Consider the following 23,118-nt stretch of genomic DNA (forward strand, 5'->3'; position numbering starts at 1 on the left):
CTGCCATTGGCGGCGGAAGGCGTGCCGCCCGCGCCATCGACCTGTTCCTGAAAGGAAAACCGGTTGAACCGGTCGAGAATTCCTTACTGGGAAAAAGAATCCCTGAATCTATTTTCAAAAAAGTTGACGGCATAACGCCCAGCAAACGGGCTAAAATGCCGGAAATACCGGTTAACCAGAGGCTGGATTCAATGATTGAGGTTGATCTGGTTCTGCCCGAAGACCAGGCTCTTGCCGAGGCTGATCGCTGTCTGAACTGCTGTCGGATCTGCTACAATCCTGATACCGAGTTTCCTATTGCCAAATAAATAAGGTACAAGGAAATAATTAAAACATACGGGTCTGACCGATTTACCGGCAGACCCGTTTTATTTTATATCAAAAATGATAAAAAAAATTATCCTTTTTTTCGCCATGGTCTGCTTGTGCATTGCAATAGCCGCCGGAGCTGCTATGCACTGGATGTCCTCTTTTATCAAGACACCTGCAGCCAAAATATCTAAACCTGTTAACTTTACGGTATCTTCCGGCCAGCATTTACCCTCCATAGCCCAGAACCTTAAGGCACAGGAATTAATTTCAAATCCCACTGCATTTAAACTATATGCCCGGCTGAAAAAAGCAGGGACAAGAATAAAGGCAGGGGAATACGAGATGAACACCGGGATGAACCCGGAAACCATCTTAAACCTTTTAATTTCGGGTAAAAACAAACTTTACCGGTTTACGGTTCCCGAAGGGCTGAACATGGAGGAAATTGCAATGCTCGCCCAGGAATCTGGTTTGTGTTCCCGGCAGCAATTTTTATCTTTGTGCAATGATATTGAATTTATCAATCAGTGTGAAATACCGGGCATGACCCTGGAAGGGTATCTGTTTCCGGACACCTATTTTTTTTCCAAGGAGACACACTGCAAAACCGTAATCAAAAAAATGGTATCCACCTTTAACAAAACATTTACTGACACATGGAAAGCCCGGGCAAAGGAGATAGGCTTAAGCGTCCATGAAGTTGTCATCCTTGCCTCAATAATCGAAAAGGAGACCGGCAATGCCAAAGAGCGGGCAATGATTTCATCGGTCTTCCATAACCGGCTCAAACGCCATATGCGGCTTGAAAGTGACCCCACAGTGATTTACGGGGTATCTGACTATCACGGAAGAATTCAATATAAACATTTAAGGCGTGTCACCCCCTATAATACCTACCAGATCGACGGACTTCCGGCCAGTCCCATTGCCAACCCGGGCGCCCAATCCCTAAAGGCAGCCCTGTATCCTGCCCAGACAGACTTTCTTTACTTTGTATCAAAAAACGACACCACCCATCAATTTTCCACCAATCTGGAAGACCACAACCAAGCCGTAAAAAAATACCAGCTTAGCCAGTGACCCGGTTTCAGATTCGGGTATCTTGGCACGACATTTACAGAACTAGGTAAAAATGCCAATTATTTTTCAAATATAACAGGATTGAATTATGCAAAATGCAATAGAAATAAAACACCTTACCCGGAAAGAAAAACTCAAAATGGTGGATGCCTTGTGGACGGATTTATTATCAGAAGAAGAGTTACTTGAATCTCCAGCCTGGCATAAAAAGGCCCTTCAGGAAACAGAACAACGCTTTGAAGAGGGTAAAGAAAGAATTATTCTATCCGGGGCACCTCTGACAGTGACAGCGCGTCCGGCACAGGTTCATACATCAACCGGGAGACATCATCCAGCACCACGTATAAAGAGGGTACCATCACCAGAATAATGGCCGTGGCAAACAGCACCCCGAATCCCAGGGAGATGGCCATGGGGATCATCATCTGGGCCTGGCGGGAGGTCTCCATGATCATGGGCATCAGCCCGCCAAAGGTGGTCACCGTGGTTAAAAGGATGGGCCGAAACCGCTGGATGCCTGCGGAATAGATCGCCTCAAAACAGGATGCGCCTTCTCGGACCCTGCGGTTGGCAAAGTCAATGAGCACCAGGGAATCATTGACCACCACCCCGGACAGGGCCACCACCCCGAAAATGGAATTGATGGACAGGGAGTATCCCATGATGATATGGCCAATCACGGCGCCGATGACCCCGAAGGGAATACTGACCATGATGATCAGCGGCTGGACATAGCTTTTAAACGGAATGCACAGCAGGGCGTAAATGCCGAACAAGGCCATCAAAGATCCTGTCACCATGGCGCTTAAACTGTCCCGCATATCTTCCTGGTGACCGCCGAGACTCATGGTCAGCCCCGGGTATTTTTTCTGGAGCTCCGGAATGATCCCGGCTTTCACCTCTTTTAGAATATTTTCCGCCTGGGCCGGGGGATTGACATTGGCCGTCACCTCAATGTTGCGGCGGCCGTCGGTCCTCTCGATTTTGGTATATGCCCTGCCCGGGGTCATCTTCACGGCATCCCGCAGATAGATCTCTCCCTTGTCCGAGAGAAGCACCAGGTTTTCCAGGGTCGATTCGGTGATCCGCTCATCTTCTGGAAGACTGACCCGGATGGTGACCTCGTTCCGGCCCCGCTGCTGCTTTAACGCCTGGGCCCCCTGGAATGCATACCGGACCTGGTTGGCCACCTCCTGGGAGGTCAGCCCCATGCGCTCTCCCAAGGGGAGCAGCTGGATGTCGAACTGGCGCTTACCCTGTTCTGACCCGTCGTCAATATCATGGACAATGGCATAGTTGGACAAGGCGGCAGCCAGACCCTGGCCTGCGCTCTCCAGGGTCTGGGTGTCGGTGTGGGCCAGACGGACGGTCAGGTTCTTCCCGGAACCCGGCCCACCCATGTTGGATTCAAACCGGAGGTTTTCAAGCCCGGCCAGGCCGCCTGTGGCCTGACGCCACAACTCCGTGACCCGGGATGTGGATATGGGGCGGACATCCTCTGATACCAGGAAGGTCCTGGCGATGATGACATTATCGGAGACATCGCTCAAAATACCGACAGCCAGCTTTTCCCCTCCGTTTTTATCGATCACCGTCCGGGCCGAGGCAATCAGCCTGTTCTCCACCTCTTTCAGCTTGGACTCCGCTGACCCGTAGGGCAAGGTGGCTTCACAATAGGCATAGTCTGATTCGCTGCGGGGAAACATTTCAAGACCCATCCGTCCGGAAAAGATATATCCGCCCAGGGCCACCATCAGGGCAAGGCCAAAGGCGATCACGCCGTAGCGCCAGGAGAGCATGAATTTTAAAAAACTGCCGAACTGGTTGCGGACAAAGGATTCAAAGGCATTGCTGAACTTGCCCTGCCAGCGTTCCAGGTGGTTGAACGGCCAGATGGCCTGGCTGCGGGTACGGTGGGCCAGATGGGCCGGCAGAATAAACAGACTTTCCACCAGTGAAATGCCGAACACCGATGCCACCACGATGGGGATGACTTTGAATATTTTCCCCATGAATCCGGGAACAAACAGCAGCGGCATGAACGATACCAGGTTGGTGAGTACGCTGAACACAACGGGCAGCGCCACCTCCCTGGCCCCGGCAATGGCCGCCTTCAGGGGCGGCAATCCCTTGGATCGCCAGTGGTAGACATTTTCACCCACCACCACCGCATCGTCCACAACAATACCCAATGTGACAATGAAGGCAAACATGGAGATCATGTTAATGGAGACATCCGCCGCAGAGAGAAAAAAAAACGAACCGATGAATGAAACCGGAATTCCCAGGCTGACCCAGAAGGCCAGCCGGATCTCCAGGAACAGGGCCAGGAATATGAAGACAAGGGCCAGCCCCTGCAGGCCATTGCTCATCAGCAGCTGGGCGCGCTGGATATAGGTGTTTGAGCTGTCATTGAGAATGGTCAGGTGAAGCCCTTTGGGAAGGGTGTGGTTCAGCTCATTGATGATCTCTTTTGCCGCCCCGGCCACCTCGGTGGGGGTCTGATCTCCCACACGATAGATGTCGATCATCACGGACGGGTCGCCGTTGAAGTTGGCCCAGGTATTGGAATCCTCAAAGGTTTCCTCTACAGTGGCCACATCTCCCAGAAGCACCCTGGAACCGTCAGCCAGGGTGAGCAGCGGCACCTTGGCATACTGGGCCGCATATTCCCTGCGGTCCTTGACCCGGACCAGGATATCCCCGGCTTCGGTTTTCAAACTGCCGCCGCCCAGCTCCACCGATGCCTTGGCAATGGCGTCGGCCGCATCACCCAGGGTGATGCCGTACCGCCGCAGCGTGGCCTGGGGAATCTCCACCCGGACCTCGTAATCCTTGACGCCGGTAAGTTCCACCTGGGTAATGTGGGAATCCAGCAGCATTTTATCCCGGATGGCATCGGCGGCCGAGCGCAGGGTCACCTCACCCACACTGCCGTGAAGGGCCACGGTGAGAACCCCGCGCCGATGGCTGTTAATGGAGACCACGGGCTCTTCGGATTCCTCGGGAAAGGTGGCGATGGCGTCAATTTCGCTTTTGATTTCCTGCCATACCTTGATTTCGTCAGCTCCCTCAACCAGATCCACCGTGACGCTGGCAGCACCTTCCGTGGCATTTGACGTAACCTCATCAATGCCCTCAATGTCCTCAAGAGCCTCTTCAACGGCCAGGATAATACCGTTCTCCACCTCTTCGGGACTGGCCCCGGGGTAGGATATGCTGATGGATACCGAATTTTCTGTGAAGTCCGGGAACACCTCCTGCTTCAGGTTCAGGGCCATGAGCAGCCCGCCCACCAGGAAAACAAACATCAGCAGGTTGGCAATGACCGAGTTGCCCGCCATCCAGGCCAAAGGCCCCCGGGTGTGTATCTCTTGTGTTGTCATGATGGATCTCTTGTATTATCGGAAGGGGCTGGTGTGAATTCACCAATCTTGGCCGGTTCCTGTTCAGTTGTTTCAAAGGTTTTGACAGCCATGCCCTGGACAGGGGTGGACAGGCTGGAAATGACCACCTGATCGCCCTGATCCAGGCCGGTTTTAATGTAAATATGCTGGGTTCCCTTCCATGCCAGAGAGACCTTGCGGATATCCAGGGTATTGTTGGCGTTTACCCATACGGTGTCATTGTCTTTCAGCGCAGACCGGGGCAGCTGCACCACATTGTCCAGGATGCGCCCGGAAATTTCCACATTCACATAGTCATTGAGCATCAGGGGCTGGCCGGAGATATGATCCCGGGTGCCCAGGGGATTTTGCACGGCAATGATCACCGTGGACATGCGGCTGGAATCAGAGAGCTGGGCCTTGGCTTGGATCACCCGGCCCTGCCATGTGCCCGGGCCGGACTGGGACCGGATGGTCACCGGGCTGCCCCCGGGAATGTCCAGGTCGATATAGGTCATCTGGTCCAACGGCACCACCGCTTCAATCCAGAACTCATCCGCACCGGCCAGGGTGACCAGATCCTCCTGGGTGCCCACGTAGGCCCCTTCATTAACGGACCGGTCCAGAATAATGCTGTTAAACGGCGCACAGATCCGGGTCCGGCTAAGGTCCAGTCCGGCCTGGGTCAGATCGGCCTCTGCGCTGGTCACGTCAGCCTGGGCCTGGGCCAGCTGCGGTTTTCTCAACGCCAGGTCTGTCTTTTTGATGGTGCGCCGGGTCATTTCAGAGAGCACTTTGATCTCTTCCTTGGCAATGTTCTGGCTGCCCTGTTCAATGGCCAGGGCAGCCTTGGCATGATCCAGGGCGCTTTGGGCTTTCCTGACTGCCACCTGGTAATCAAGCGGGTCAATTTGCAAAAGCGTTTCGCCCTTGACCACCAGGCTGCCCGGTGTAAACCGGTCACTCACCGACTGCACCGTACCGGAGACCTGGGCTTTCAGCGTGACCTTCCTGGAGGCTTCCACGGTGCCCATGGCAGTGATCAGCACGCGTTTCTCCCCAACTTGCGCGGCCTGGGTCTCCACCATGGTGATCTCCCGGACCGGGGTTGCTTTTTTCATGACAGGGGCCGTGGACTGGAAATAGAACCAGGCACCGGCGCCGCCGGCGATGATCAGCAAAGGAATAAAAAATTTTATGGCATTACCGAAAAAGGTAAGTTTTTGGGGGATGTCTGACATGGTTATTTTCCGTTGTTATGAATTCTTAGAAGGGGTTTCAGTGGTATCCGCTTGGGAGAGTCCCCGGGTCCAGTCTCCGCCAAGGGTCCGGTACAGGGTGACACGATTTTTGATCAGGGTGGCCTGTTCGTCCACCAGCTGGCGTTCCAGGGCCTGGACGTTGATCCAGGCGCTCAGGTAATCCAGGTAGTTGTCCTGGCCGTTCATGTACTGCAGATGCGCATCGTTCACGGTGATGCGAAGGGTGGCCAGCTGCTCCTTGAGCAGGCGGATGTATTCGGTCTGCCGCCTTTCCGTGGCCAGGCTGTCTTCCACCTCCTGGACCGCCTGGGCCACTGTCCGGGCATAGGCGGTGAGATACTGGTCAGCTTCGGCCTTTGCCCGGTCCACCTCGGCGGATCTATACCCTGCATCAAACACCGGTCCTGTGATGGAGGCGGCCAGGGTGGATACCCAGTTGGAAAACAGCAGATCCAAAGACGCGCTGGAAAAAATTGCGCTGGCCGAAAGATCCAGGGCAGGCAGCCGGTCTGCTTTTGCTGCACAGACCTGCCAGTCCTTTTCATTTAATCTCAGACCTGCGGCCCGGACATCGGGCCGGCTGGCCAGAAGGTCGGCGGGCAGGCCGGTTTGGGGAAGCGGGATCAGGTCGGGCAGATCGCTCTGGGAGATCCGGCCGGCAATGGCATCCCCTTTACCCGCAAGGCCCAGCAGGACAGCAAGGGCATTGAGCTGCCGGGCCTCCCCAAGCTGCAGCGGAGGCATAAGGGCCTTGGCCTGGGCCAGGACGTCGCGCTGCTGGGACACATCCAGGGCATCGGACTGACCATTTTCAAACCGCAGCTCCTGGAGGCTGAGCATTCGCTGGTTGGTTTCGATCTGCTGGTTCAGGATATTGATCTGCCGGCGCAGGGACAGAATATCAATCCAGGCGGTTGCCACGTCTGCGGACACGGTGACTGCGGCGGCATCAAGGTCTTCTTTTGTGGCCTGGTATTCGGTAATCTCGGCCTTGTGCAGCGCATTGAGCCGGCCCCAAAGATCCACTTCATAGCCGGCGGAAAGCCCTGCGCTGAACTCTTTGGCATCTTCACTGGACCGGCCCTTTGCATCAGTTTTGGTCTGTTCACGGGAGGTCTGGGCCGATCCGCTGTAATCTATGGTGGGGGAGAGATCTGCCCCGGCTTTCCGGGCCGCGGCCTCGGCCTGACGGACCTTGGACAATGCCGTGCGGATATCAAAATTACCGGCCAGGGCCTGCTGAACCAGGCTGTCAAGCTCTGGGCTGCTAAAGGAGTGCCACCAGGTTCCAGGACCCGGGTCTGTGTCTGTATAAAGGGAAAACCCATGGGGCATGGCAATGGGGTCATCCTGCCGGGGCCCAGGCGTTAATGTGATGCAACCGTTGAGCATCAGTGCGGTGATGCACAGCGCAATGATTGTTTTTACGGGATGATTCAAAAGGGTTCTCCAAATAGTTATCGGTTTTTTGACAGGGCCAGCTTTAAATCCCGTCTTGCCCGGAACAGCAGCGATTCCACCGCACCCCGGGATATCTCCATAGCCGTTGCGATCTGATGGTAGGACATCTGTTCAACATGGCGTAAAAGAATGGCCGTGCGCTGGTTGACCGGCAGTTTTTCCACGGCGTCTTCAATGGATTTCTGGGTCAGCGCCCCTTCAAGCAGGGTCAGAGGGGTATCCAGATCCGGGGTTTCCGGGATTTCATCCAAAAGCTCAGGCTTTTTTTTCCGGAACATGTCAATGCAGATATTCCTTGCAATCCTAAGCAGATAGGTCCGCAAAGAGGACTGTTGCCGAAACCGTTCCGCAGTTTTGAAAAATCTTAGGAATGCTTCCTGGGCGACATCTTCGGCCTCCTGGGAATGGTTCAGCATGCGCAGGGCAAAGCCGTAAACAGCATCCTGGTGGCGCGTCACCACCTCGGCAAAGGCTCTTTCGTTGCCCCTGGCCACCAGTCCGGCAAGCTCAGTGTCATCCAGACGGTTTAAATTAAAACCGAACATTATCCCTTGTGGCTGGAGTCTGATTTTTTGTTTGCCAGAATACGCCGGAAAAGATAAACCCCTTTTTCCTCTCCCAGTATCTGATGCAGTCTGACAATATGGGATTCAAACAGCTTTTGTCTTTCCTGGTAAAGACGATTGGTCTTTTCAAACGTCCCATGAAGCAGTTGTTCGTCAAGCGGCAAGGCCTTGGACAGAAAGATCAGGGTATCCTCTTTGGCCTGGCGAATCTGGCGGTTGACGATTTCCACCTTTTTTCTAAATTCGGTCATACATTTCAGAAGTTCCGTTTCCTGGGCCTTTGGCAAGGTCATCTCTTCCACGATGGCCGTCAGTTCTTTCCAATGTCGCTCGTCCCTGGGTTCCGGGCGAATCCAAAAATGATGGCAGGCAGCCATGACAACAAATCCAATATTCAGGGCCACGGAAAAGATGATCAATATTCGTTTAAAAGCGGTATTCATCAGTAATAGCCTCCGTCATCGGATAAGGCAAGATAAAGGGCTGAAGAGGCGGTGTTCTCCGAACTGGTGCCCAGACTGGTTCCCAGTACTGCCCCGAATAACAGCCCGGCCATGGCCATGCCACACACCATTCCCCGCCAGGTCAGGGAGAGGTGGTGCCACCACTGGGCCATATCCACGGATTCCATGCCGGCCCGGGCGGCCCGGCAAACGTGCCGGGAAAATCCCTCTGGGGCTGATACAGCGCCCAGACCGTCCAGGGCACGGATGAGCGCTTTCAAGGATTCGGCCCGGGCCCGGCATGCGGGACACGCCCCCAGGTGGACTTCCAATGCCACAGCGTCATCCCCTGGAATTTCATGGTCACTCCAGGCTGTTAAACGTCTTTGAACCTGTTTGCACTCCATATATTCCTCCCGGCAGACACATTCACCTGCCAATAATGGTTTCTCAATAAATACTGACGCACAATTTTCCTGTTTCCTGCGCCATGAATTAAAAAAATTCCAATAATCAACTGCGGGGAATTAGGAGACAGATGGAAATTTTTCAGGGCAAGGTGATGGCCCGGTTATTTAATCATCAAAACGTTTAAGATAAACCCGCACAGCACCGGCGTTTGATTTCTTCCGGCCCTCCCATTTATAGGCCAGGACAATATTTTCTTTTTTCATCTCTTTTAAAAGGTCCTCCACCACATGGGGAAGCACAGGGCCGTCTTCGGAGTGAAGCCCCTTGCCCACAATAATGCGCAGGGTAAAAAAACCCTGGATATGGGCATTTGAAATAAAAGACCGGGCCTTGACCCGGGCCCCGATGGCTGTGAACCCGTGGAGGTCAAGATCAGCTTCGGGCGGCGGGTAGCGCTTGAGGCGGCGGTTCAGGGGCATGGGCTTAGGCGCATGGCGGGGAGGACGATTCTGTTTCAGGGAAGCTTCCAGCAGGGTTGAAAAATCCGCTTCAGGTTCAGTGTCTGCCGGCTCCTGTTCAGCAGTCTTATCCGCTGAAGCTTCTTGTTCATCCTTTAAAAATGCACATAGAAAATCTTTGTCCGATGCCAGCTTAGGCAGATCATTTTTCCGCTTTAATTTTTGTTTATTTTTCCTGGTATTTTTGTTTGTCATACAGCTATTTTACTTGAAAAAAAGGGTGTCTTCAAGGTTCAGTCTTTGTTTGCCGGATTTGACTTTAATATACCTTCCTGTTATTGTCCTTGCATGAATATTGGCAACATTGTTGAATATATAGACCAGCAAAAAATTATATCTGCGGTTATCTTAAGTGAGGCAAAAGGAAAACTTCGGCTGCTCAATGAGAACAGCCGGGAAGTCAGCTTTTCCGAGAAGCGTCTGGCGCATATCTCCGAGGCCGGACTGGATACTGGACTTTCCAAAACAACCCTGGTCTCTCACCTGCGACAGGTGACTGAAACCCGCAAAAAGCTGTCTGAGTCTATAAATATCCGGGATTTATGGGAAATTCTCCATGATGACCCCCAGGAAATTGATATTTCCGCCATGACCTTGTTCTGTTTTGATCCGCCCTTGACCCCGGATCATGAAGCGGCTGTTATCCGGGCCTTTTTCAATGACCGCCTCTATTTCAAATTTAACAAAGTAATTTTTTTACCTTTCACAGAAGCGCAGGTGGAGACAAAAAAAAACCAGATCCGGGAAGAAGAACGAAGAAATTCCCTGATCACAAAAGGTGCAGCCTGGCTGGTCCGGCTCAGGGATCAGGATGATGTCAGTGAGGCACCGGATCCTGTCCTCCTCAAACTTTTAAAAGACTATTATATTTTCAGCAATGAGGCTGAAAAAGCTTTTATAGCAAAGGATATCATTAAAAAAGCAGGGTTAAGTTCCCCTGACCGGTTGTTCGAACTTTTTGTAAAAGCCGGTATCTGGGATGCGGATGAAAACCTGGACCTGTTATCCCTGCAGATCCCCACTGCATTCCCAGCCGAGGTGAACCAGGCAGCAGATCACCTGTGCAAAACAGCCCCCCTGGTATTTGACGATCCAAAACGCAGGGATCTGACCCATCTGCCCTTAATTACCATTGACGGCCAGTCCACCCAGGATTATGACGACGCCATCAGCCTTGAAACAACGGAAACCGGTTATCGGCTGGGGATTCATATTATTGATGTCGGGGCCTTCATCCGCAGCGGGGATACCATTGATATGGCAGCCAGGGAGCGCGCCTCATCCATTTACATACCCGACGACAAGCTGCCCATGATTCCGCCAAGCCTGTCCGAAGATCTGTGCAGCCTCAAGGAAGGCCAGTTGCGGCCGGGGGTCTCCACCCTGGTGCATATGAACCGCTTTTTTGAAGTACAGGACTATCAAATTGTTCCATCAGTGATCAAGGTCCACCAGCAGATGAGCTATACCGCGGCCAATATTGTAAACGGTAAAAACGACCCCATCACCACCCTTTACAAAATGGCAACCGTACTGCGGGAGAAGCGTCTCAAGGCCGGGGCCATCCAGATCACCCTGCCCGAGGTCAATGTGTGGCTGGATGAAAATAAAAATATACATTATACAAAAGTGGACCGGGAGAATCCGTCGCGGATGCTGGTCTCAGAGATGATGATTCTGGCCAACACCCTGATGGCCGAATTTTTAAAAACTAACGGCATGCCTGCGGTATTCCGGTCCCAGGCACAGCCCAAACAGCGTATTTTCAAGGGTATTGAAACGGAATTGATGCCCAATTTCATCCAGCGCAAACAATTAAGCCGGGCTGTTATCACCACCCATGCCGAGCCCCATGCAGGCCTTGGGGTACCTGCCTATGTCACGGCCACCTCCCCCATCAGGCGCTACCATGACCTGCTTACCCAGCGCCAGATCAAGGCAATATTAGGTATAGGCGCCCCCTATTCATCCCGGGACCTTGACGACATCCTTGCTGCCATTTCCGTGGCCGTATCCAATACAGGACGCATCCAGGCAGCCCGTAAACGCTACTGGCTGATCAAATACCTGCAGGATTTCAGGGGGGCAAGCTTTGAAGGACTGGTGCTTGATGCATACAGAGACCATTACAACGTTCTGCTCAAAGAGTTCATGCTTGAATCCAGGCTGCCTGCATCCGGACTTAAACTCAAACCCGGGGACCAGATCCAGGTGACGATCCAGCATGCGGATGCACGGCGCGGTCAGTTGACATTATTTGCCGTCTGAGGCCAAAGGCCGATGCCATAACACCCAAGCGGAGTGAGTATTTTATTTTACCATGAAGGGCATGAAGAATAGATACCGGGGAAGCACTCTTCATGTCCTTTATGCTTCATGGCTTTTAATTTGGAATCATCTTAACTTTCAGTGTTTAAAACTGCGCTGTCCTGTGTATACCATGCTGGCCCCGTTTTCATTGCAGGCCTCAATGGACTGGTAATCGTTCATTGAACCGCCGGGCTGAATAACGGCTTTTACCCCCTGCCTCAACCCCACATCAATGCCGTCCCTGAACGGGAAAAAAGCATCTGAAATCATGGAAGAACCGATAAGCCCGCCTTTCTGTTTTGCCACATCCGCTTCAATCTCGGCTCTTTTGTCTTCATCCGCCATGTCGGCAAAGGAGGTGTTGTACCGTTCAAAGCAGTACCGGTCACATAATTTGCGATAGGCCTTATCCACGGCGATTTCAGCAACGCCCACCCGGTCCTGTTCACCGGTGCCGATGCCCACAGTACAATTGTTTTTTACATAAATTACGGAGTTGGACGTAATACCGGACTCCACCAGCCAGCCAAAAAGCATATCCTGGTATTCCTGGTCCGTGGGTTCCCGGTCCACTTTATACGCTATTCCTTTATATTGTGTGGAAGCAATAAGAAGATCTTCTTTTTTAAGTGTCTTGGGCACAAAGGACCACTGGGCCACAATGCCCCCGTCCATAAGACTTTTGAAATCCACCACCCGCTCACCAATGAAGGACTGCAGTTTGTCCATGGCGTTGATCCGGATCACACGCAGATTTTTCCGCCGGCCCAGAATCTCGATAACCCCGTCCTCAAACTCCGGGGCCACCACCACCTCGGCATACTGAGCGGCAATGCCTTCGGCGGTTGCTTTGTCCACGGCCTGATTCAGGGCAATGCACCCGCCAAACGCCGCCACACGGTCTGCCATATAGGCTTTGGCATAGGCCTGCTCCAGGCTCTTGGCCCGGGCAGCCCCGCAGGGGTTGTTGTGCTTGACAATGACGGCACAGGGGGTATCCGTAAAATACCGCAGGATATTCAGGGCGTTATCTGCATCGGTCAGGTTGGTTTTACCCGGGTGTTTGCCGGACTGCAGCAGTTCAATATCAGACACAAGATGTTTGCCCGGCACGATGGTTTTTGCATCCCCCAAGGCGAGATTTCCATTGACCAGCCGGTATAATGCGGCTTCCTGGCCCGGATTCTCCCCGTAACGAAGGCCCTTTTGCACCCCGTCAATGATCCAGGAGACCTTTTCATAAAACAGGGTCTGCCGGTTATCACCATCCACAAAGGAAATTTCCATGGCCGGGGTAAAATGGTCATCCATAATGGTTTTGTACATCTTTTTAAGATCAATGCTCATATTTACTCCCCTGTTTTATAACACGATTGAACGTCTTTTTTTGAAAACCCGGCCAGATAATCGGCAATGGCCCGGTCGTACCGGGCCGTATGCTCAAAGGCCTTTGACGCAAGTGAATACCGGTCTTTCAGCCCCAAAGCCCCTTCCTTTGCTTTAAGAACCGCCAGAATACTGTCATAGGATTTTGGATCCACCACCGGGGCCACCCGGATGAAATTCTTAGCAGCGGCCCGGATCATGGTCGGCCCGCCGATATCAATATTACCCCGGGCGTTTTCCACGGTGATATTTTTCCTGGCAATGGTCTGGGCAAATGGATAGAGATTCACCACAACCATATCAATGGGCAGCGCATGGGTTCTTTTCAGGTCATCCTGATGGGCAGGATTATACGTTTCAGTCAAAAGGCCCAGATAAATTTTAAAATCAAGGGTTTTAACAAGCCCCCCCTGGGTTTCAGGCTGGCCCGTATAATCAGAGACCTGTTTAAGACTATTTTGGGCATCAGGTCCGAGAATCTCTTTTATTTTGGAATAGGTTCCGCCGGTGGATAAAATGGTGATATCCGGATTGATCCCAAGCAGACCCGGAATAAATGCCCCAAGCCCGCTTTTATCAGATACGCTGACCAGAATGGTCTTGATTTTCACCAGATCGTCTATTCTTTCTACCACATTTTTCGTCATGGCTGTTCCTTAGGGTATGATAATTAATGCTGTGTATTTTAAATGCAGGCATGCATTTAACGCATTCTTACGGGTGAAGTCAAGTTAAGGGGCGGTCATTTTTCCGGATCAGAGCCCCGAGGGACTGAACAAGATTCCGGGTTTTTTCGACATGCCCGGGCGGAATCATAAGCGCTGGAATCTTTAAATTTTGGGCAGTTCCGGGGATGTTGTATATCCCCGGCAATCCGTTACAATCCAAGGCATCCGCCCCTGGGTGTTCCAGCAGATCAAGGAAGTTGCCGTATACACCGCCGGCATCCAGGTGTTCCACAAACTGCATAAAAACGGTTGTTATGGTTAAGGCAAGAAAAGGCATGTCAGCCTGCCCTGTCTGCCCGCAGGGGGTTGTGGACATCATCACCCGGCACCCCAGGGGCCGGACAGGATAGATGGTGCAGATCCCATCGTCAAGCAACGGACAGGTTCCCCAGGACGGATCGTTTTCTTCCTCATCTGCATCACGGCCCTCCATGCAGGCCAAAGCAAATCCGTTGGTGGTCTGAAAAGGCCGGTACCGTCGGGTTTGCCCGGCACGGTCCAGCCGTACACGGATATCGTCCAGGGCGCAGCCATCCAAACGGTCGTGGATATAGGCGATTTCAAGACCTGTGGCAGTGACATTACAGGTACAGCAGTCTGCGCACTGTTTTGCACAGGCAGCGGGAAACGCCGCCATGGCCGTGTCAAACAAGTCGTAGAGCCCCCCAAGGGTGTTAACCGCTTTACTCAATTTTTCAGTGCATGTCATGGACTGTTTCAATCAACTCATTAAACTTAAACAAAATAGTTGTTCCTCCAATATCATCAGCGTATAGTTGCGTCAACGGTGATGGTGGAAAATCGAACCGGACAGACATTAAAACAGGCAAAAAGAGAAGGACACAAAAATGAATGCTTTGTTCATCATGATACTGACCTTTGCGGGTTATCTGATCATGTACAAGCTTTACGGCAGATACATCGGCAAAAAAATATTCAACCTGACCCGGGAAGCAGGCGTCCCTGCCGTGGAGATGGAAGACGGGACAGATTACGTGCCCACCCAAAAAGAGGTGATTTTTGGTCATCATTTTACTTCCATTGCCGGCACAGGACCCATTGTCGGTCCGGCTGTGGCCATTATCTGGGGGTGGGTGCCCGCCCTGATCTGGGTTTTTGTGGGCAGTATTTTCATGGGTGCGATTCACGACTTTGGTGCATTAATCATCTCCATGAGAAACCAGGGGAAATCCATTGCCGATTATACGGCCAAATATGTGAACAACCGGACCCGGTTCTTTTTCTTTTTGATTGTATTTCTTGAACTGTGGATCCTTATTGCGGTATTCGGCCTTGTCATTGCCATTGTTTTCAGCATGTATCCGCAGTCCGTATTCCCGATATGGTGCGAAATTGCCATCGCCGTCTGGCTGGGCCATGCCGTTTACAAACAGGGCAAAGGCATCATGACCTGGTCCATTATTGAATGATTACAAAAAAACAGGTGAAACATATTATGAATCTACACCACTGGTGGCTGGCCATCCGGCCCAAAACCCTTCCGGCGGCAGCCTGCCCGGTTGTTGTTGGCGCAGCCTGCGCTGCTTTTGACCACAGGTTTTCAGCACTGATGTTTGCAGCAGCCCTGGCAGGCGCTTTATTAATCCAGATCTCCGTGAACCTGGCCAATGATTATTTTGATTTTCTGCACCACATTGACACCCCGGACCGTAAAGGCCCCGAGCGCATGACCCAAAGCGGCCTGATCCCCCCTGAAACCGTTCGAAACGCATTTATACTGACCATGCTGGTGGCCTTGGGTTTAGGCACGTTTCTGATTATGAAAGGCGGGGTTGTGATCCTGTATATCGTGATTGCCTCCCTTCTCGGGGTGATCTGTTACAGTGCCGGTCCCTTTCCCATTGCATCCAACGGCCTTGGTGAGGTGTTTGTATTTATTTTTTTCGGACCCGTGGCAGTGCTGGGCACCTATTATCTCATGGCCGGATGTGTGACACCGGCTGTTTTCGTCGCATCCGTTCCCGTGGGTTTTTTGGTCACAGCCATTATCGTGGTCAACAATCTGCGGGATATCGGGACAGATGCCAGAGCGGGCAAGAGAACCCTGGCCGTGATGATAGGTCCCTGGCGGACCAAGGTCGGGTTTGTATTTCTGGTCCTTTTCTCCTTTTTGATCCCCTGTCTGATGTTTGCCTCAGGCCGCTGGTCCTGGGCCATTCTGCTGCCCCTGGCCGTATTCTGGAAATCCTGTCCCGTGTTTAAAACCATTTTTGAACAGGACGGAAGAATCCTTAACCTGGCCCTTGCAGACACGGCAACGCTTGCCCTTATGTTCAGTACTCTTTTTGCCATCGGGATCATGCTTGGATAACAGCCATGCCCCATACAAATCCCAACCGCACCCGGTTCCGGTTCTGTCCGTCCTGCGGCTGTAACAGCCTTGACCCTGACAGCGTAAAATCGTTTAAATGCCGGGAATGCGGATTCGGATTCTTTCTTAACTGTGCCGCGGCAGCCATGGCCATTATCCTTGACCATCAAAACAGGATTCTGGTCACCGTGCGTGCAAAAGAACCCGGCAAAGGCACCCTTGATCTGCCGGGCGGTTTTGCCGAGCCCGGCGAAAGCATTGACCATGGCCTTGTCAGGGAGGTAAAGGAAGAACTGAACCTGGATATTTTCGACCTGGAATTTTTTTGTTCCTTTGCCAACACCTATCCTTACAATTGTGTGGTGTATCCCATCACCGACATGGCATTCACCTGCAAGGTCAGGGATTTTTCCTTAATTACCCCCATGGATGATGTGGCAGGCTTCAGGTTTATACCGGTCCATGATCTTGATACCGGCATGTTCGGCATGGGCTCGGCCCGAAATGTGCTGGAAAAATTTAAAAAAGCCTATTCAAAGCAATTGCAGCAACCCAACCCCTGAAAAGGACATGATTAAAAAAAGGTTAAATATGTGGCTTTTACAAAGTACACCAGGGGAACCGTATTGTATATTCAGTCAATTTGTGGTTTAAAGAAACATGAAAAAAAGATATTATCGTTCCCCGGGAAAAAATTCCGAACCCAGACCATCACGTCCCATCCTCTACCCCGAGCTGACTGCCGGGGCAGACAAGGCATTGAAAAAAGTCTTTGACCGGATAGGTGTTCCCGAAAAACAGCCTTTCACACCGGACCCGTTTCAGCTTGAAGCCCTTGGGGCCATCAACATATCGGACTGTCTTGTCACAGCACCCACAGGTGCCGGAAAAACCTGGATTGCAGAGCAGGCCGCAAAAAGGATATTGGAAAACAACGGCAAGGTATGGTATGCCACGCCTTTAAAGGCGCTGACCAATTCCATCCATGCCGGATTTTCGAAAATATTCGGCAAGGAAAAGGTGGGAATTCTCACCGGCGACATCAAGGAAAATACAAACGCAGACATCATCATCGGCACCACTGAAATCTTAAGAAACCAGCTCTATGATGCCATGTACACGGGCCAGAACCTGAAATGCGATCTGATCATTCTGGATGAAGCCCACTTTCTTGGCGATGCCGAACGCGGCGTGGTCTGGGAGGAGATCATGATCTACCTGCCCGTGCGCATCCCGCTGCTTCTACTGTCCGCAACTATCGGCAACCCGGACCAGATTGCAGGCTGGCTGTCCGCCATCCGGGACAAGGCGTGCAAAGTAGTGGAAAACACCACACGGCCGGTCCCCCTGGTTCCCTTATTTTTCCATCCGTCAGGCACCCTTTATCCGTTGCTTGAAAAAACAGGGAAGGACGGAAAGCGGACTCGCCTTCATAAAAAGGTTTATGAATTCAATCAGTCAGGCAAACGCGCCACGCTGGCCCCGCCGGGCAGACTGCCCAGGTTTGGGGATATCCTCAAGGTGCTTGCCCATTTTGACCTGCTGCCGGCTATCTTTTTTTTAAAATCCCGGTCCGAATGCGACCAGGCAATAAAATTATGCGATGGCAGTCTGCTGAAAAATGCGCCGGAAAAAAAACAGGCACTGATGGACCGGCTTGTACAACTCACGGCAGACAATCCCCACTTATCCGCCCATCCCCAGCGGCCCTATCTGGAGGGAACCGCTACGGCAGCACACCATTCAGGGCATCTGCCTGCCTGGAAGGTGGTGGTGGAGACCTTAATGGCCGAAGGGCTTTTAGATGCCATGTTTGCCACTTCCACGGTGGCTGCAGGTGTGAATTTCCCGGCCAGGTCTGTGGTGATTCTAAATTCAGACCGGTTCAACGGCAAGGACTTCCTCTCCCTGACGCCCAGTGAATTCCAGCAGATGGCAGGCCGGGCCGGAAGACGCGGCATGGACAATATCGGATTTGCCGCGGTACTGCCGGGCAAATACATGGACGTGTCCCTTGTGGCCAAACTGGTTAATGCTCCGCCTTTAAATGTGGATTCCCAGATCAAAATCGATTTTTCCATGGTGCTCAATCTTTTGTTATCCAACACCCCGGAACAGGTGCGTACCCTTTTAGAAAAATCCTTTGCCTCCTATCTCATTGCCATTGGTGGGGATGCCGGAAAAAGCGGCAGAAAAGCCAGGAAAAAATTCGGCAGCGACCTGGAATATTTATGGCTGGATTTTACCGAGCACATGGACTTTTTGATCCAGGAGGGCTTTGTCACCCCTGGAGGGGAAAAACCCGGCACCCTGACCGAAGACGGGATCTGGGCATCCAAACTGCGCATTGACTCACCACTGCTTGTGGCCCAGAGCCTTCGGGACAAACTTCTGCCGGAACGTGACCCGGCACTGCTGGCAGCCATGATGGCCACATTTGTCAATGAAAAGGAGTTCAAGGATGATTTTCTATTTAACACCACCCTTTCCAAACGGCTCAAGGATACGTTTCTGGATCTGCGCCGGGGCCTGAAGCCCTTTGCCATGAAAATGCTGCAATCTGGATTTCCCGCGCCCAACCTGTTTATCCAGCCGGCGTCCCTGGTTTATGCCTGGGCCCATGATACGCCCTGGGATGAGCTGATGCGCAAGTCAGATTTTGCTGAAGGGGATTTTGCCAGACTGATTCTGAGAACTGCGGAAAATCTTCGCCAGATGACCCACCTGGACCAGGATTTTCCGGTTTTCGCCAAAACAGCGGCCCAAGCCATTGAGTTGATACGCAAAGCGCCTGTAGTCACAGTATATTAAAGTATAGAATTCAGGAGACCATATGACCGAAGATACTAAAAAAATAATTTATTCAATGATCAATGTGGGAAAATTCCATGGCACCCGCCAGGTGCTCAAGAATATTTCCCTGTCCTATTTTTACGGGGCAAAGATCGGTGTACTGGGCCTTAACGGTTCTGGTAAATCAACACTTTTAAAGATTATGGCAGGAATAGACACTGATATTATAGGTGAAACCATTTTATCCAAGGGATTTACCGTGGGCTTGCTTGAGCAGGAACCCCTGGTGGACTCGGACAAAACCGTGCGGGAAGTGGTGGAAGAAGGAGTTCAGGAGACCGTAGACCTTTTAAAAGAATATGAAAAGATCTCCGAAGCCTTTGCAGACCCCATGTCCGATGATGAAATGGACGCGCTTTTGGAAAGACAGGGGAAGCTGCAGGAAAAGCTTGACCACATGGATGCCTGGGACCTGGATGCCCAGCTGAGAATGGCAATGGACGCCCTTCGCTGTCCGCCTGAAGATACGCCTGTCAGCGTGATCTCTGGCGGTGAAAAGCGCCGGGTGGCCCTGTGCCGCCTGCTTCTGCAGAAACCGGACATTCTGCTCCTGGACGAACCAACCAATCATCTCGACGCCGAATCTGTGGCCTGGCTGGAACAGCATTTAAGCCGGTTTGAAGGCACGGTTATTGCCGTAACCCATGACCGCTATTTCCTGGACAATGTCGCCGGCTGGATTCTGGAACTGGACAGGGGCGAAGGCATTCCCTGGAAAGGCAACTACTCCTCCTGGCTGGAACAGAAACAGCAGCGCCTGGCAAAAGAAGAAAAAAGCGAAAGCAAACGCCGCCAGACACTGGCCAGAGAACTTGAGTGGATCAAGATGTCGCCCAAGGGCCGGCGCTCCAAATCCAAGGCCAGAATCACGGCCTATGAAGCGTTGCTCACCAAGGATACCAAACAGCAGGAACAGAACATGGAAATCTTTATTCCGCCGGGACCACGGCTTGGATCAAAGGTCGTTGTGGCGAAAAATGTTTCCAAGGCCTTTGAAGACAAACTTCTGGTGGAAAATATGAATTTCAGCCTTCCACCGGGAGCCATTGTGGGTGTGGTAGGTCCCAACGGTGCCGGCAAGACCACGCTGTTTAAAATGATTACCGGAAAGGAAAAACCCGATTCCGGCACCATTGAAATCGGCGATAGTGTGCGTGTCGGCTATATGGACCAGGAACGGGATACCCTGGATCCTGAAAAAACCATTTATGAAGTGATCTCCGGCGGAAGTGATACCCTTTTGCTGGGGGGCCGGGAAATCAATGCCCGGGCCTATGTAGGCAAGTTTAACTTCTCAGGCTCTGACCAGCAGAAAAAGGTTAAAGATATTTCAGGGGGTGAGCGCAACCGGGTTCACATGGCCACCATGCTGCAAAGGCAGTCCAATCTGCTGCTTTTAGACGAACCCACCAACGACCTGGATGTCAATACCATGCGGGCATTGGAAGAAGCCCTTGAAAACTTTGCCGGGTGTGCCGTGATCATCAGCCATGACCGGTGGTTCCTAGACCGCATCGCCACCCATATCCTGGCCTTTGAAGGCGACAGCCAAACCCTGTTCTTTGAAGGGTCTTATTCAGACTATGAAAAGGATCGCAAAAAACGGCTGGGCATCAAGGACAACCAGCCCACACGAATCAAGTACCGCCAGCTGACCCGGTAAACAGATTCCCCGACATGTCCAAACATGACAGAAATACCCCGTTAAACACTGACACCACCAAGATCATCCTGGATTCAATTTCAGACGGGGTATTTACCATTGACTACAACTGGAAAATCACCTCTTTTAACAGGGCTGCCGAGGAGATTACCGGCATCTGCCGGCAGGATGCCATAGGGCGCCATTGCTGGGATGTTTTCCGCTCCAACATGTGCGAACAGGGCTGTGCCCTGAAAAAAACAATGGAACAGGGCAAACCCTTTGTATCCAGTTCCGCATATATTATTAACAACCAGCAAAAAAAAATTCCTATAACTGCATCCACCTCCCTGCTCATTGATAAAGATGGTGAGGTTCTGGGCGGGGTGGAAACCTTCAGAGACCACTCTGTGGTGGAAGCCCTGAGAAAAGAGCTGACCGGAGGGGTCAAACTAGGCGACATGGTGAGCAACGCCAGTGCCATGAAAAATATTTTCAATATCCTTCCCCAGATTGCTGAAAGCGATTCATCCGTTCTGATCGAAGGGGAAACAGGTACGGGAAAAGAGTTAATGGCAAGGGCCATTCATAACACCAGTCACAGAAAGGATTGCCCTTTTGTGGCCATCAACTGCGGAGCCCTGCCGGACACGTTGCTGGAGTCGGAACTGTTTGGATATAAAAAAGGGGCATTCACCCATGCAGTAAAAGACAAACCCGGCCATTTTGCCCTGGCAGACAATGGTACGATTTTTCTTGATGAAATCGCAGACACAAGTCCAGCCTTTCAGGTCAGGGTGCTTCGGGTGCTTCAGGAACGAGAATACACGCCCCTTGGCGGTATTGCCAAAGAGCGGTCCAATGTCCGAATCATTGCCGCCACCAATAAAAACCTGACAACCATGGTGGAAAACAAGGAATTCCGCCAGGATCTTTATTACCGCATCAATGTTATTAAAATATCCCTGCCGCCCCTGCGCCATAGAATGGAGGATATTCCCTATCTGGCGGACCAGTTCATCTCCCGGTTGAACCTGCGCCGGGACAAAATGATCCAGGGTCTTTCCCCTGAGGTGCTTGCCGCATTCATGGCCCATAATTTCCCCGGAAATATCAGGGAACTTGAAAATATCATTGAACATGCCTTTGTCCTGTGCGCCAAAGGGTTCATCACCATGGCGCATCTGCCGCCGTCGCTTGCAGCCAAATCAGGACCGGGAACCGGTGAAAATAAAAATCCGGTCATTGCTGCTCAGATCAAAATGATTACCGACGCGTTGAAACGGAATAACAATAACCGTAATGCCGCAGCCAGGGACTTAGGCATTCACAAAAGCACCCTGTTCAGGCGGATCAAAAAACTGGGAATCCAGTTGTAAATGCACGCATAAAAAATTCCTGGAGGAGGAGACCATGAAAATTGCGATTACCACTTGGGGAAACCGGGTCTCTCCAGTGTTTGACGCAGCAAAAACCCTTTTAATTGCAGATATTGAAAATCAAATCATTCATAACAAAAAATATGAAACGTTCCAGCCGGACGATATCATCTCCCTTGCAGCGCTTTTAAACCGTGAAAAAGTCACGGCCCTGGTTTGCGGGGCAATTTCGGAATCCTCTGCGGCCCGGCTTGTTGAAAACAAAATCCGTATGTTCGCCTTTGTCACCGGCAATGCCATGGACATACTGGATTGTCTGGCCAGGCATAATACAATTAAACCGGCTTTTATGATGCCCGGATGCACGCCGCTACCAGGAACGCCTTTGGCCTGATCCCCCCATACGGTTCGCAAGCCACAACAAACAATGAAACGTGTAAAGCTAAAAAAGCAAGGGCTAAAATAGTCGCCGCAGGCGCTTCGCCCTCTTGTTTCGTGTCTTTATTTTCATGAAAAAAGACCTGCCGCCTTGGAGGGAGGCGGCAGGTGTGTCAGGCGTTTCGCGCGTAAGGAGGACGCCAATCAAATATGCAGATGATTGCGTTAACTTTGCTTAGCAATTTCTCCTGCATGGGGGGAGGAGGATGCCAGGCTACCGCCGGAAGTTCCGGAGTAGCCGGAGGCATGATTAATGGTTGGGTAAAAAGTCAGGATATGCATTGCCGCCATGTTCTGTGGAATCGAGCCCTTCCAGTTCTTCTTCCGGGGATACTCTTAAGCCCATGGTCGCGTCAATGATCTTGAACAGGATAAAAGCCGTGCAAAATGTCCAGACAAAGCAGGAAACAATACCGATGCACTGTACGGATATAATTTTCAAGGTAGGGCCGCCGATGTTGAAGATACCTGCAGCAAGGGTTCCCCAGGCACCATTTACACCGTGTACGGAAATCGCGCCAACGGGATCGTCTATTTTTATTTTATCAACAAACAGTACAGCAAAGACAACCAAAACACCAGCAATGGCGCCGATGATGATGGAGGAACCA

20 protein-coding genes and 2 pseudogenes are annotated in these 23,118 nt (G+C 51.8%); 11 read left to right on the forward strand and 11 right to left on the reverse strand.

From position 1 onward, the window contains the following. From AB7U36_RS03610 to AB7U36_RS03620, 3 genes and pseudogenes are all read left to right on the forward strand, one after another. A pseudogene (locus AB7U36_RS03610) lies at window positions 1-308 on the forward strand (electron transporter RnfB); the annotation flags it as partial. Between the two features lie 76 nt (window positions 309-384). Beyond that, a complete protein-coding gene (gene mltG / locus AB7U36_RS03615; protein WP_428158444.1) occupies window positions 385-1,392 on the forward strand; it encodes an endolytic transglycosylase MltG in 1,008 nt (335 codons plus the stop codon). 88 nt (window positions 1,393-1,480) lie between these two features. Further along, window positions 1,481-1,762, forward strand: a complete 282-nt coding sequence (locus tag AB7U36_RS03620) for an addiction module protein (RefSeq protein ID WP_428158445.1) — start codon at window positions 1,481-1,483, stop codon at window positions 1,760-1,762. Here AB7U36_RS03620 and AB7U36_RS03625 read toward each other — a convergent pair. The 7 genes from AB7U36_RS03625 to AB7U36_RS03655 all read right to left on the reverse strand — a co-directional run bounded on the left by AB7U36_RS03625 (window position 1,650) and on the right by AB7U36_RS03655 (window position 9,634). Further along, a complete protein-coding gene (locus AB7U36_RS03625; protein ID WP_428158446.1) occupies window positions 1,650-4,778 on the reverse strand; it encodes an efflux RND transporter permease subunit in 3,129 nt (1,042 codons plus the stop codon). The genes AB7U36_RS03620 and AB7U36_RS03625 overlap by 113 nt on opposite strands. Then, window positions 4,775-6,019 carry an efflux RND transporter periplasmic adaptor subunit gene (locus AB7U36_RS03630; protein WP_428158447.1) on the reverse strand — a complete coding sequence of 415 codons (1,245 nt, stop codon included), beginning with the start codon at window positions 6,017-6,019 and terminating at the stop codon, window positions 4,775-4,777. The genes AB7U36_RS03625 and AB7U36_RS03630 overlap by 4 nt, the downstream gene beginning before the upstream one ends. A gap of 15 nt (window positions 6,020-6,034) precedes the next feature. Further along, the gene (locus AB7U36_RS03635) at window positions 6,035-7,480 is read right to left on the reverse strand and encodes an efflux transporter outer membrane subunit (RefSeq protein ID WP_428158448.1); all 1,446 of its coding nucleotides are present in this window, start codon (window positions 7,478-7,480) and stop codon (window positions 6,035-6,037) included. A gap of 17 nt (window positions 7,481-7,497) precedes the next feature. Next, a complete protein-coding gene (locus AB7U36_RS03640; protein WP_428158449.1) occupies window positions 7,498-8,046 on the reverse strand; it encodes an RNA polymerase sigma factor in 549 nt (182 codons plus the stop codon). Further along, window positions 8,046-8,510: a hypothetical protein gene (locus AB7U36_RS03645; protein WP_428158450.1), complete on the reverse strand. Its 465-nt coding sequence runs from the start codon at window positions 8,508-8,510 to the stop codon at window positions 8,046-8,048. Before AB7U36_RS03645 ends, AB7U36_RS03640 begins: the two co-directional genes overlap by 1 nt. Continuing rightward, on the reverse strand, window positions 8,510-8,917 hold the full coding sequence (locus AB7U36_RS03650) for an anti-sigma factor family protein (protein WP_428158451.1): 408 nt from the start codon (window positions 8,915-8,917) through the stop codon (window positions 8,510-8,512). Before AB7U36_RS03650 ends, AB7U36_RS03645 begins: the two co-directional genes overlap by 1 nt. Before the next feature lie 168 nt (window positions 8,918-9,085). Further along, window positions 9,086-9,634, reverse strand: coding sequence for a Smr/MutS family protein (locus tag AB7U36_RS03655; protein WP_428158452.1), 549 nt, complete (start codon window positions 9,632-9,634; stop codon window positions 9,086-9,088). Between the two features lie 93 nt (window positions 9,635-9,727). On the opposite strand from AB7U36_RS03655, the gene AB7U36_RS03660 reads away from it, so the two are divergent. After that, window positions 9,728-11,707, forward strand: coding sequence for an RNB domain-containing ribonuclease (locus AB7U36_RS03660; protein WP_428158453.1), 1,980 nt, complete (start codon window positions 9,728-9,730; stop codon window positions 11,705-11,707). A gap of 138 nt (window positions 11,708-11,845) precedes the next feature. Here AB7U36_RS03660 and AB7U36_RS03665 read toward each other — a convergent pair whose 3' ends face one another. From AB7U36_RS03665 to AB7U36_RS03675, 3 genes are all read right to left on the reverse strand, one after another. Next, entirely contained in the window at window positions 11,846-13,096 is a 1,251-nt protein-coding gene (locus tag AB7U36_RS03665) for an IMP cyclohydrolase (protein WP_428158454.1), read from the reverse strand. Between the two features lie 2 nt (window positions 13,097-13,098). Then, window positions 13,099-13,782, reverse strand: a complete 684-nt coding sequence (locus AB7U36_RS03670) for a hypothetical protein (protein ID WP_428158455.1) — start codon at window positions 13,780-13,782, stop codon at window positions 13,099-13,101. Window positions 13,783-13,861: 79 nt separating this feature from the next. Further along, entirely contained in the window at window positions 13,862-14,572 is a 711-nt protein-coding gene (locus AB7U36_RS03675; protein ID WP_428158456.1) for a YkgJ family cysteine cluster protein, read from the reverse strand. Window positions 14,573-14,711: 139 nt separating this feature from the next. Between AB7U36_RS03675 and AB7U36_RS03680 the strand changes: the two genes are divergently transcribed. The 7 genes from AB7U36_RS03680 to AB7U36_RS03710 all read left to right on the forward strand — a co-directional run bounded on the left by AB7U36_RS03680 (window position 14,712) and on the right by AB7U36_RS03710 (window position 22,463). Next, the gene (locus tag AB7U36_RS03680) at window positions 14,712-15,293 is read left to right on the forward strand and encodes a carbon starvation CstA family protein (RefSeq protein ID WP_428158457.1); all 582 of its coding nucleotides are present in this window, start codon (window positions 14,712-14,714) and stop codon (window positions 15,291-15,293) included. Window positions 15,294-15,319: 26 nt separating this feature from the next. After that, window positions 15,320-16,195 carry a 1,4-dihydroxy-2-naphthoate polyprenyltransferase gene (locus tag AB7U36_RS03685; RefSeq protein WP_428158458.1) on the forward strand — a complete coding sequence of 292 codons (876 nt, stop codon included), beginning with the start codon at window positions 15,320-15,322 and terminating at the stop codon, window positions 16,193-16,195. A 5-nt stretch (window positions 16,196-16,200) separates the two neighbouring features. Continuing rightward, window positions 16,201-16,758 carry an NUDIX hydrolase gene (locus AB7U36_RS03690; protein ID WP_428158459.1) on the forward strand — a complete coding sequence of 186 codons (558 nt, stop codon included), beginning with the start codon at window positions 16,201-16,203 and terminating at the stop codon, window positions 16,756-16,758. Between the two features lie 97 nt (window positions 16,759-16,855). After that, window positions 16,856-19,006, forward strand: coding sequence for a DEAD/DEAH box helicase (locus tag AB7U36_RS03695; protein ID WP_428158460.1), 2,151 nt, complete (start codon window positions 16,856-16,858; stop codon window positions 19,004-19,006). Between the two features lie 22 nt (window positions 19,007-19,028). Beyond that, entirely contained in the window at window positions 19,029-20,711 is a 1,683-nt protein-coding gene (gene ettA / locus AB7U36_RS03700) for an energy-dependent translational throttle protein EttA (protein ID WP_428158461.1), read from the forward strand. Between the two features lie 14 nt (window positions 20,712-20,725). Further along, on the forward strand, window positions 20,726-22,069 hold the full coding sequence (locus AB7U36_RS03705; RefSeq protein WP_428158462.1) for a sigma-54 interaction domain-containing protein: 1,344 nt from the start codon (window positions 20,726-20,728) through the stop codon (window positions 22,067-22,069). A 34-nt stretch (window positions 22,070-22,103) separates the two neighbouring features. Continuing rightward, window positions 22,104-22,463, forward strand: coding sequence for a NifB/NifX family molybdenum-iron cluster-binding protein (locus tag AB7U36_RS03710; RefSeq protein ID WP_428158463.1), 360 nt, complete (start codon window positions 22,104-22,106; stop codon window positions 22,461-22,463). A 294-nt stretch (window positions 22,464-22,757) separates the two neighbouring features. Here the strand turns inward: AB7U36_RS03710 and AB7U36_RS03715 are convergent. Next, window positions 22,758-23,118, reverse strand: a pseudogene (locus AB7U36_RS03715) (ammonium transporter); the annotation flags it as partial.

The organism is Desulfobacter sp., assembly GCF_050177295.1.

What these genes read in the sequence shown, in the direction of transcription:
- mltG (WP_428158444.1), top strand. Translation starts at nt 385, where the DNA reads ATGATAAAAAAAATTATCCTTTTTTTCGCCATGGTCTGCTTGTGCATT.
- AB7U36_RS03620 (WP_428158445.1), top strand. Translation starts at nt 1,481, where the DNA reads ATGCAAAATGCAATAGAAATAAAACACCTTACCCGGAAAGAAAAACTC.
- AB7U36_RS03625 (WP_428158446.1), bottom strand. Translation starts at nt 4,778, where the DNA reads ATGACAACACAAGAGATACACACCCGGGGGCCTTTGGCCTGGATGGCG.
- AB7U36_RS03630 (WP_428158447.1), bottom strand. Translation starts at nt 6,019, where the DNA reads ATGTCAGACATCCCCCAAAAACTTACCTTTTTCGGTAATGCCATAAAA.
- AB7U36_RS03640 (WP_428158449.1), bottom strand. Translation starts at nt 8,046, where the DNA reads ATGTTCGGTTTTAATTTAAACCGTCTGGATGACACTGAGCTTGCCGGA.
- AB7U36_RS03645 (WP_428158450.1), bottom strand. Translation starts at nt 8,510, where the DNA reads ATGAATACCGCTTTTAAACGAATATTGATCATCTTTTCCGTGGCCCTG.
- AB7U36_RS03650 (WP_428158451.1), bottom strand. Translation starts at nt 8,917, where the DNA reads ATGGAGTGCAAACAGGTTCAAAGACGTTTAACAGCCTGGAGTGACCAT.
- AB7U36_RS03655 (WP_428158452.1), bottom strand. Translation starts at nt 9,634, where the DNA reads ATGACAAACAAAAATACCAGGAAAAATAAACAAAAATTAAAGCGGAAA.
- AB7U36_RS03660 (WP_428158453.1), top strand. Translation starts at nt 9,728, where the DNA reads ATGAATATTGGCAACATTGTTGAATATATAGACCAGCAAAAAATTATA.
- AB7U36_RS03665 (WP_428158454.1), bottom strand. Translation starts at nt 13,096, where the DNA reads ATGAGCATTGATCTTAAAAAGATGTACAAAACCATTATGGATGACCAT.
- AB7U36_RS03670 (WP_428158455.1), bottom strand. Translation starts at nt 13,782, where the DNA reads ATGACGAAAAATGTGGTAGAAAGAATAGACGATCTGGTGAAAATCAAG.
- AB7U36_RS03675 (WP_428158456.1), bottom strand. Translation starts at nt 14,572, where the DNA reads ATGACATGCACTGAAAAATTGAGTAAAGCGGTTAACACCCTTGGGGGG.
- AB7U36_RS03680 (WP_428158457.1), top strand. Translation starts at nt 14,712, where the DNA reads ATGAATGCTTTGTTCATCATGATACTGACCTTTGCGGGTTATCTGATC.
- AB7U36_RS03685 (WP_428158458.1), top strand. Translation starts at nt 15,320, where the DNA reads ATGAATCTACACCACTGGTGGCTGGCCATCCGGCCCAAAACCCTTCCG.
- AB7U36_RS03690 (WP_428158459.1), top strand. Translation starts at nt 16,201, where the DNA reads ATGCCCCATACAAATCCCAACCGCACCCGGTTCCGGTTCTGTCCGTCC.
- AB7U36_RS03695 (WP_428158460.1), top strand. Translation starts at nt 16,856, where the DNA reads ATGAAAAAAAGATATTATCGTTCCCCGGGAAAAAATTCCGAACCCAGA.
- ettA (WP_428158461.1), top strand. Translation starts at nt 19,029, where the DNA reads ATGACCGAAGATACTAAAAAAATAATTTATTCAATGATCAATGTGGGA.
- AB7U36_RS03705 (WP_428158462.1), top strand. Translation starts at nt 20,726, where the DNA reads ATGTCCAAACATGACAGAAATACCCCGTTAAACACTGACACCACCAAG.
- AB7U36_RS03710 (WP_428158463.1), top strand. Translation starts at nt 22,104, where the DNA reads ATGAAAATTGCGATTACCACTTGGGGAAACCGGGTCTCTCCAGTGTTT.